The organism is Sinorhizobium sp. NFACC03 (assembly GCF_900103435.1).
Taxonomy (GTDB): Bacteria; Pseudomonadota; Alphaproteobacteria; order Rhizobiales; family Rhizobiaceae; genus Ensifer.
Genome location: NZ_FMXF01000071.1, coordinates 1 through 8,571 on the forward strand (window position 1 = coordinate 1; position 8,571 = coordinate 8,571).

8 protein-coding genes and 1 pseudogene are annotated in these 8,571 nt (G+C 64.3%); 6 read left to right on the forward strand and 3 right to left on the reverse strand.

Going from position 1 to position 8,571, the window contains the following annotated elements; all coding sequences use genetic code 11:
• From BLU35_RS34685 to BLU35_RS34705, 5 genes and pseudogenes are all read left to right on the forward strand, one after another.
• Window positions 1-604 (forward strand): annotated as a pseudogene (locus tag BLU35_RS34685) (amidohydrolase family protein); the annotation flags it as partial.
• 20 nt (window positions 605-624) lie between these two features.
• The gene (locus BLU35_RS34690; RefSeq protein ID WP_093236514.1) at window positions 625-837 is read left to right on the forward strand and encodes a hypothetical protein; all 213 of its coding nucleotides are present in this window, start codon (window positions 625-627) and stop codon (window positions 835-837) included.
• A gap of 50 nt (window positions 838-887) precedes the next feature.
• Window positions 888-1,346 (forward strand): DoxX family protein, encoded by a 459-nt coding sequence (locus BLU35_RS34695; protein WP_082640674.1) that lies wholly within the window; start codon window positions 888-890, stop codon window positions 1,344-1,346.
• Window positions 1,343-2,941 (forward strand): MFS transporter, encoded by a 1,599-nt coding sequence (locus BLU35_RS34700; protein WP_093236515.1) that lies wholly within the window; start codon window positions 1,343-1,345, stop codon window positions 2,939-2,941. Before BLU35_RS34695 ends, BLU35_RS34700 begins: the two co-directional genes overlap by 4 nt.
• A gap of 89 nt (window positions 2,942-3,030) precedes the next feature.
• A complete protein-coding gene (locus BLU35_RS34705) occupies window positions 3,031-3,861 on the forward strand; it encodes an alpha/beta fold hydrolase (protein ID WP_093236516.1) in 831 nt (276 codons plus the stop codon).
• Window positions 3,862-3,958: 97 nt separating this feature from the next.
• Here the strand turns inward: BLU35_RS34705 and BLU35_RS34710 are convergent, their stop codons facing one another.
• Complete coding sequence (locus tag BLU35_RS34710) at window positions 3,959-4,852, reverse strand: LysR family transcriptional regulator (RefSeq protein ID WP_093236519.1); 894 nt, start codon at window positions 4,850-4,852, stop codon at window positions 3,959-3,961.
• A gap of 103 nt (window positions 4,853-4,955) precedes the next feature.
• Between BLU35_RS34710 and BLU35_RS34715 the strand changes: the two genes are divergently transcribed.
• Window positions 4,956-6,149 carry an MFS transporter gene (locus BLU35_RS34715; protein ID WP_093236517.1) on the forward strand — a complete coding sequence of 398 codons (1,194 nt, stop codon included), beginning with the start codon at window positions 4,956-4,958 and terminating at the stop codon, window positions 6,147-6,149.
• Between the two features lie 9 nt (window positions 6,150-6,158).
• Here BLU35_RS34715 and BLU35_RS34720 read toward each other — a convergent pair whose 3' ends face one another.
• Together BLU35_RS34720 and BLU35_RS34725 are read right to left on the reverse strand one after the other, a co-directional pair.
• Complete coding sequence (locus BLU35_RS34720) at window positions 6,159-6,803, reverse strand: Vgb family protein (protein ID WP_065376609.1); 645 nt, start codon at window positions 6,801-6,803, stop codon at window positions 6,159-6,161.
• A 10-nt stretch (window positions 6,804-6,813) separates the two neighbouring features.
• Window positions 6,814-8,034: a helix-turn-helix domain-containing protein gene (locus BLU35_RS34725; protein WP_093236518.1), complete on the reverse strand. Its 1,221-nt coding sequence runs from the start codon at window positions 8,032-8,034 to the stop codon at window positions 6,814-6,816.
• Window positions 8,035-8,571: the final 537 nt, after the last annotated feature.

Consider the following 8,571-nt stretch of genomic DNA (forward strand, 5'->3'; position numbering starts at 1 on the left):
AAGGGCGTCAACGTGTCCGCCGGTACCGATGCCACCCGCGTCGCCTCCTATAACCCTTGGGTCTCGCTGTCGTGGATGGTGACCGGCAAGACTATCGGCGGCCTGCAGCTCTATCCGCGCGCCAACTGCCTTGATCGCGAGACGGCGCTGAGGATGTGGACCGAGAAGGTGCAGTGGTTCTCGAACGAAGAAGGCAAGAAGGGCCGGATCGAGGACGGGACAGTTTGCCGACCTGATCGTGCCGAACAAGGACTACTTCGCCTGCGCCGAGGACGAGATCTCGTTCCTGACCTCGGAGCTGACGATGGTCGGCGGCAAGGTCGTCTATGCGGCCGGCGACTTCGCTTCCCACGACGAGAACCCGGTGCCACCGGCGATGCCCGACTGGTCGCCGGTTCGCACCTTCGGCGGTTATGCCGCCTGGGGCGAGCCCGATGGTGCCGGCAAGAACTCGCTCCGCCGCACGGCGATCACCGCGTGCGGCTGCGCCAGCAATTGCGGCGTGCATGGACACGACCATGCCGGCGCCTGGACGTCAAAGCTGCCGATCGCCGATCTCAAGGGCTTCTTCGGCGCACTCGGCTGCTCCTGCTGGGCCGTGTGACGATAGTGGAAGGGCGCAAAATGAAAACGATCGTCAGCGCCGCCGCATTGGCGGCCTCCATCCTGATCGCTTCGTCGGCCGCACTCGGCGACGATGGTGCACCCGCAAAAGATAACAAGCGACCCTCCTGGGCGAGGGTCGTGGTGAACCAATCGCCGCCGAAGGCGGGTGCCTATTACAAGGGCATTTCGCGGACCGCGTTCAGCAATTCGAAATGGCCGCAAACGCGATGAAGGCGGCCAAGCCGCCCGTTAAGTCGAAGACCGTCTAACAAGGAAACAAAATGCTGAGCCTGTCTTCTCTCGAAAAACATCTCGCTGCCCGCCTGCGGCCAAGCCACGCCGGGCGATGGATCGTCTTCGTCGGCCTGTTGGCGCTTTGCTCGGCCTATATCCAGGGGCCGCTGACGAAGATCTTCGACTTTCCGGGTGCGCTTGCCGAGATGGATCACTTCGGCCTGCATCCGGCGCCGCTCTTTGCCGTCGGGGTCATCGTTTTCGAGCTTCTGATGTCGGCCCTCATTCTCATAGGTTTCTATCGTTGGGCGGCTGCCAGCGCGCTTGCGGCTTTCACGCTTGCCGCCACCTTCCTCGCGTTTCGCTTCTGGGAGCTTCCGCCCGGCATGGAGCGTGCGATGGCGACGAACGGCTTCTTCGAGCATATAGGCCTCAGCGGTGCCTTCCTGCTCGTCGCCTGCTACGATCTTCGTGAACGGGCATCCGCAGGAAAGGCTGGGCAATGACGGCAGCGAAAGAGGGCGCAGGGACGTTTGCGCCGTTGCGGCAGAAGGTCTTTGCGGTCCTGTGGGTGGCGACGATCATCGGCAATACCGGCAGTTTCATCCGTGATGTCGCCAGCTCCTGGCTCGTTACCGACCTGTCGGCGACGCCGGCCGCCGTTTCCATGGTCCAGGCGGCGGCGACCCTGCCGATCTTCCTGCTCGCCATTCCTGCAGGGGTTCTCTCGGATATTCTCGATCGGCGCAAATTCCTGATCCTGGTGCAGTTTCTGCTCGCATTGACGAGCCTCTGTCTGCTGTTTCTCTCCGCCACGGGCCTGCAGTCCGTGAGCTCGCTGATCGCGCTGACCTTCGTCGGCGGCATAGGGGCGGCCCTGGTCGCCCCCACCTGGCAGGCGATCGTGCCTGAGCTCGTCTCGAGGCAGGACGTCAAGGGCGCCGTGGCGCTGAATTCGCTCGGCATCAACATCGCCCGCGCGATCGGTCCGGCGTTTGGCGGCCTGCTGCTCGCCTGGTCCGGAGCAGCCGTCACCTATGGCGTCGATGTCATCAGCTATGTCTTCGTGATCGCGGCGCTCCTGTGGTGGCGGCGCGGTGTATCGGAGGACGACGTTCTGGCGGAACGCTTCTTTGGCGCCTTCCGGGCGGGGTTGCGCTACGCACGCGCCAGTCGCGAGCTGCATGTGGTCCTGCTGCGTGCCGCCGTGTTCTTCGCATTTTCGAGCGCGATCTGGGCCCTGCTGCCGTTGGTCGCCCGCCAGCTTCTCGGCGGTGGCGCCAGCTTCTACGGCATCCTGCTCGGTGCCGTCGGCGCGGGTGCGATCGGCGGCGCGCTGGTGATGCCGCGCCTGCGTGCCCGGATGGATACCGACGGGCTGCTTTTGCTTTCCGCGGTGCTCACGGCCGCGGTGATGGGCGTGCTCTCCCTCGCGCCGGCGCAATGGGTGGCGGTTGTCGCGTTGCTCGTTTGCGGTGCCGCCTGGATCACGGCGCTGACGACGCTCAACAGCACCGCGCAGGCCATCCTTCCCAATTGGGTGCGCGGGCGCACGCTCGCTGTCTACCTCACCGTCTTCAACGGGGCGATGACCGGTGGCAGCCTGGCCTGGGGCGCCATCGCCGAAGCGATCGGCGTGCCCTTCACCCTGGCGGTGGCTGCTATCGGCCTTCTCTGCGTCGGGGTCGTCTTCCACGCCATGAAACTGCCGAAGGGCGAGGCGGACCTCATTCCCTCCAACCATTGGCCGGAGCCGCTGACAAGCGAGCCGGTCGAACACGACCGCGGCCCCGTCCTCGTGCTCATCGAATACACGGTCGACAAGGCGGACCGCTCCGAATTCCTGAAGGCGATCGCCCGCCTGTCGCATGAGCGCCGCCGTGATGGCGCCTATGGCTGGGGCGTCACCGAGGACGCGTCTGACACCGGCCGCATGGTTGAGTGGTTCATGGTCGAGTCCTGGGCCGAACATCTGCGCCAGCACAAGCGCGTGTCCAAGGCCGATGCCGATGTCCAGGAAGATGTTCGTCGTTTTCACAAAGGGCCGGCGGCGCCGGCCGTACACCACCTTCTCGCGATCAACCGGCCGCAGCTCGGTTGACGTGGGTTGCGTTCCATGGCGTCCATCCGGCGCCGCGGAACGTGCCAGGAAGACACAAACACTAGAACCCAAGCAAAGGAAGCGTTCCCATGACCGAAAACTTCGTCAGGACTGAAGACGGCGTCGATATCTTCTACAAGGATTGGGGCTCGGGCCAGCCAATCGTCTTTCACCATGGCTGGCCGTTGTCGGCAGACGATTGGGACGCGCAGATGCTCTATTTCGTCAACAAGGGCTATCGCGTCATTGCTCACGACCGCCGCGGTCATGGGCGCTCTGCACAGGTGAGCGAAGGTCATGATATCGCGCACTATGCGAAGGACGTCGCGGCACTGGTCCTCAAGCTCGAACTCAGTGATGCCGTCCACATCGGTCACTCCACGGGTGGCGGCGAGGCGGCGGCTTACGTTGCACGCCACGGTGCGGGACGGGTCGCCAAGCTGATCATGGTCGGTGCCGTTCCGCCGATCATGGTGAGGACCGCGAACAATCCCGGTGGCCTGCCGATCGAGGTATTCGATGGCTTCCGTTCCGCGCTTGCCGCCAATCGCGCTCAGTTCTTCCGCGATGTTCCAGCGGGTCCCTTCTACGGCTTCAACCGACCGGGGACTGAAACATCGGAAGGCGTCATCCAGAACTGGTGGCGGCAGGGCATGATGGGCAGCGCCAAGGCGCATTACGAGGGCATCAAGGCTTTCTCGGAAACCGACTTCACCGAGGACCTCAAGGCGATCGATGTGCCGACGCTGGTCATGCATGGCGACGACGATCAGATCGTTCCGATCGACGATTCGGCGCGGCTTGCCGTCAAGCTCCTGAAGAACGGCACCCTCAAGGTCTATGAAGGGTATCCACATGGAATGCTGACGACCCATGCCGATGTCATCAATCCTGACCTGCTTGCCTTCATCAAGGCCTAAAGGGCTGGCATGATCCGCGGCGTCTCGGTTACCGCGGACCGTGCCGGGACAAATCTTGGTGCCCGCACCGTGTTGATCGCGGTGCGGGTTCTGTCGTTCAAGCGTTTCCCTTCGCGGTTTTGCCAAGTGCCCCCATCAACCGGTCGATGAAGACGCGTACCTTGGGTGCGACAAGCTTCGTCGTCGGGTAGACGGCCCAGATCGCCAATGTCTCGGGCGCCGCATCTTCGAGGCGAATGCGTGTCAGCCGACCTGCATCGAGATCGTCGGCGATATTCCAGTCGGAGAGTAGGGTGATGCCGGCACCAGCGAGGCAGGCCGCATGGCATCCTTCGATGCTTGTCGACGAAAAGCGGCTCTGCAGCCGCACATGCCTCTCGACCCCGGCGCTCAGAAAGGTCCAATGGCTGACGCCGTGCAGCGGCAGGCATTGATGATTGATGAGATCGCCACTGGTCCGCGGGCTCCCATGCTTTTCGACATAGGATGGCGAGGCGACGAGGGAACGCGGGTTTTCGGCCAGTTTTTTGGCGATCAAACTGCTATCTTTCAAACGCGCGACGCGGATCGCCAGATCAATGCCCGATGCCACCAGGTCAGGCATTGTGTCGCTCATATCGAGCGAGACCTTGAGCCCCGGGTGATCATCAAGCAGCGAAGGCATGAGCGGAGCAATCAGCTTGATCGAGAAGGCAACCGGCGCCGAGACGCGCAGGAGACCGGTCGCTCCGTCCCCGTCACCCCTCAGGAGCGTTCGCGCCTGCTGTTCGGTTTCGAGCAGACCCTGGGCATAGGGCAGAAAGGTTTCGCCCTCTGGCGTCAGCGACAGTGAGCGGGTCGTGCGGTGCATCAGCCGGACGCCAAGCGCCTGCTCCAAGGAGGCGAGCCGCCGGGTTGCGATCATGGGGGTGATGCCAAGCCGTCGCGCGGCCTCGGCGAGGCTGCCGCCGCTTGCCGCTGCGGTGAAGACGAGGACTTCGTCGAGGTCCATTGTATCGAAATCCGATATTCTGCTATTTATGATGGCGACACTACAGCGAATTTCGATAAGGCGATAGATCAAGCCCATCTCTCCAGTGAGAAGGGCAAGTGAAATGGTTACCCATGAAACGAAGCATTCCGGCCTCGGGCGAACCCGCATCTACGCCATGGCGGTCGCCAGCGGCATCGCGGTTGCAAACATCTACTATAATCAGCCATTGCTGGGGCTCATCGAAGCCGAGTTTCCTGGCGAGGCGGCCGTCGGCCTGCTTCCGACGGCGACGCAACTCGGCTACGCGCTCGGGCTGCTGCTTCTATTGCCGCTCGGCGATATCGTCCGGCGCAGACGACTTATCGTCGGGCAGTTCCTGGCGATCGCGATAGCCGCGACCGCCGCGGCTTTGGCCCCGTCGCCGTTCTTGCTGATCGCCACCTCGGTGCTGCTTGGAGCCAGCGCCACCGTCGCGCAGCAGATCGTCCCGATCGCTGCGATGCTGTCCACGCCTGACAAACGCGGGGCGGCGATCGGCACGGTCATGGCCGGAGTTTTGACCGGCATCCTGCTCAGCCGCACGGTCTCCGGCTTTGTCGGGGCCCATGCCGGCTGGCGAGAGATGTTCTGGGCAAGTGTGCCACTCGCACTTGCAGCTTCGTTCCTGATGTTTCGGACCTTGCCGGATTTGCGCCCGGCATTGCGTTTGTCCTATCGCGAAGCCCTGGCCTCGCTCGCCACTCTTTGGCGGCGCGAGCCCGCGCTCCGTCTCGCTTCGATGGTGCAGGCGGCGCTTTTCGCATCCTTTACGGCATTCTGGACCGTGCTCGCGCTTTATCTTGCGACGCCGCGTTTCAATCTGGGCGCCGATGCCGCCGGTCTGTTCGGCATTGTCGGGGCAATCGGCGTCTTTGCGGCACCGGTCGCCGGCAGGATGGCGGATCGGCGAGATCCGCGGTCCGTCGTCTGGTTCGGGGCGGCTCTGACGCTCGCTGCCTGGGTCGTACTCGGAGCCTGGGCCTCGATCGCCGGACTGGTGGTTGGCGTCATCGTGCTTGATATCGGCATCCAGGTCGCGCTGATTGCCAACCAGCACATCATCTATGCGCTCGAGCCCGCGGCGCGCAGCCGTATCAACACGGTCTTCATGACCAGCATGTTTCTTGGGGGAGCGGCGGGTTCGGCCCTGTCCTTCGCCGCCTGGAGCTATGGCTCCTGGCCGGGCGTCAGCGCACTCGGCCTCGCGCTTGCGGCGCTGGCGCTGGCCGCCAAGCTGCTTGCTCGACGAGCGGCCAGGCTGGAGACCTTGCGCTGAGGGATGAACCTAGGGAGCATGCTTCTTCGGCCGGCGGACGGCCCGGATCGTTCCGCTCCCGCCGCCGCCGCAGAAGAAGCGCTCGCCGCCATCGGACTCCAGCCCCGAGACACCGGCGCCTGATGGCATCACGATCCGCTCGAGCACCGACCCCGTCTCGGGGTCGACGCGCCTCAAGTCGCTGTCGTCGCCTTCCCAGGTGCCGTGCCAGAGCTCTCCGTCGACCCAGGTGACGCCCGTCACGACGCGCTTGGATTCGATGGTGCGCAGGATTGCGCCGGTTTCGGGATCGATCTGATGGATCCTCCGACCTCGGTGCTGCCCGACCCAAAGGGTTCCCTCCGCCCAGGCAAGGCCGGAATCGCCGCCGCCGCCCGGTGCCGGGATCGTTGCCAGCACGCGGCCGCTCTCGGGATCGATCTTCTGGATGCGGTCCTCGGCGATCTGGAACAGATGCTTGCCGTCAAAGGCGGTACCGGCATGCGCCGCGACATCGATCGAGCGCACCGGGTTCCCGCTTTCCGGATCGAGGGCATTGATCTTGTCGCCGGAGGCAAACCAGATGTTCCGACCGTCGAAGGTGACGCCATGGATGTGGTCGGCGCCAGGGAAGGGGCCATATTCGCGGAGGATTTCGGCTTCGGATCGTTTCATGGTCTCAATCCTAATCGCTTGGCAGTGGACCGGGGAGTAACAAGACTGTCGGGAATGTGGGCACAGGCGGGATCACCCAGCGTCGCGCCCGCCCGCGGCCGACCGGCAGAACCTTACCTTCCGAGGAGAGCTCTTCGAGCGCCCGTTGCACCGTGCGCGGGCTGGCATCGAGCGCGATGGCGAGAGCGGAGCTCGACCATGCCTCGCCGTCGCCAAGAAGCGCCAGCATCGCCGCATGCCGATCGTCGACCGGCGGTGCAAGCACCACGACCGCGTGGTCGCCACGCGGAGCCAGCCGGAAGCCGTCGCTGGTCGCGCTGATATCCGCGAATGCGCGGAGTTCGTCGCGAAGCCGTCCGATCTCGACCCTCAATCGTGCCCGGTGGGATTCGTCGACATGTTTCGCGCCAAAGGCACGGGCGAGCAAGGCGCGCCGCGAGACATCGGCCGGCCACGCCTCTGCGAGAGCACGCGCCAGCGCGAAGAGTACCGGCCGTGTTGCAAGCGAAACGGCGGAGGCCTCGCGCCGGATGATGTTTCGGCATGCATCGACCACCAGGGTACCGGAGTTGAGCAGGGCTTCGACGTCGTCGAGCAGCAGCAGGCGTTCGCCTCCCCTGGTCAGAAGCCGGGCCGCCGGCGTCTTCAGGACAAGCGCCGCGCCTTCGACTTCCGCGACCAGCGCCGCTATGCCGGTTGCTCGCGCCGCTTCAGTCGCCCGGGTGAAGGCGCTGGCCGCCGAAGCGGTTTGCAATCGTCGAACGGCGAGGCCGGCAATCGCGAGCTCGTGCGTGGCTCTCGCCGGTGGAGTCAGCCGGCCTGGATCGATACCGGCAAGCATCTGTTCGGCCTCGTCGAGACGGCCGATCAGCAGCAGGCGGCGGGCGCCCAGATTGCGGGCGTGCGCGGCATTGAGGTGGTCGCCATGGGCTTCGAGCGTCGCGCGGGCTGCGTCGAGCGCCTTCATCGGCCAGGAGAGATCGCGCGAGACGATGGCGATCTCCGCTTCGGCAACGATGCATCGCGCGCGGGCCACGGCCTCTTTCGGGCCGAAGCCGCGCGCCGCCGCCTTCAACAGCGTCTTGGCGCGGCCGAGATCTCCGAGCTGAGCCATCGCGATGCCGCGGAGCGCCAGCGCCGGCGGGTCGTCGCGCAAGGCGACCCGCTTCAGCACGCCGAGGAGGTCACCAGCGGCCAGCGCCTGGCCTGCCGCGGTAATCAGCGAATCCATCGAAATCCCGTCACACTTGTCACTCCCCCAACAGTGCTTCGGCCTCTATCTATTGCTCGAACGGCACGGGACAACAGAGAGGACCTTCGAGGCACAATCAAGTGGGTTGGATCCAGACGGGTTGAAGGCGTGCCGCGAGCGACGCCCAAGCGAACCTGCAATAGTTACAAAATCCTGCAAATTTCGGTGTCGGCTTTCCGCTGGCGCCTGCGTCTTACAGGAACCAGCAAGAGGAGGTGCTCTGCACGTCCAGTCCTGCTGCGCAATCAGTTTGCACGTTATCGGCGCTGCCGGCCGTCTAACCGGGCGCTGCCAAGGAGGTGGCATGAAAGAGCGCCCGCCCACTGAGAGAACGGATCACTGAGATGCAGGTGATGATCGAGGGACAGTCACGCTTCCAGCCTGTCGGCTTAATCCTGTTGGGGTTTTGGAGATCTTCAACACGGGAGTTGGAAGCATGACTGCGTCCTATGAATACCATATCGGCGTCGACTACCACAAATCCTACAGCCACCTGGTGGTGCAGGATTCGGGCGG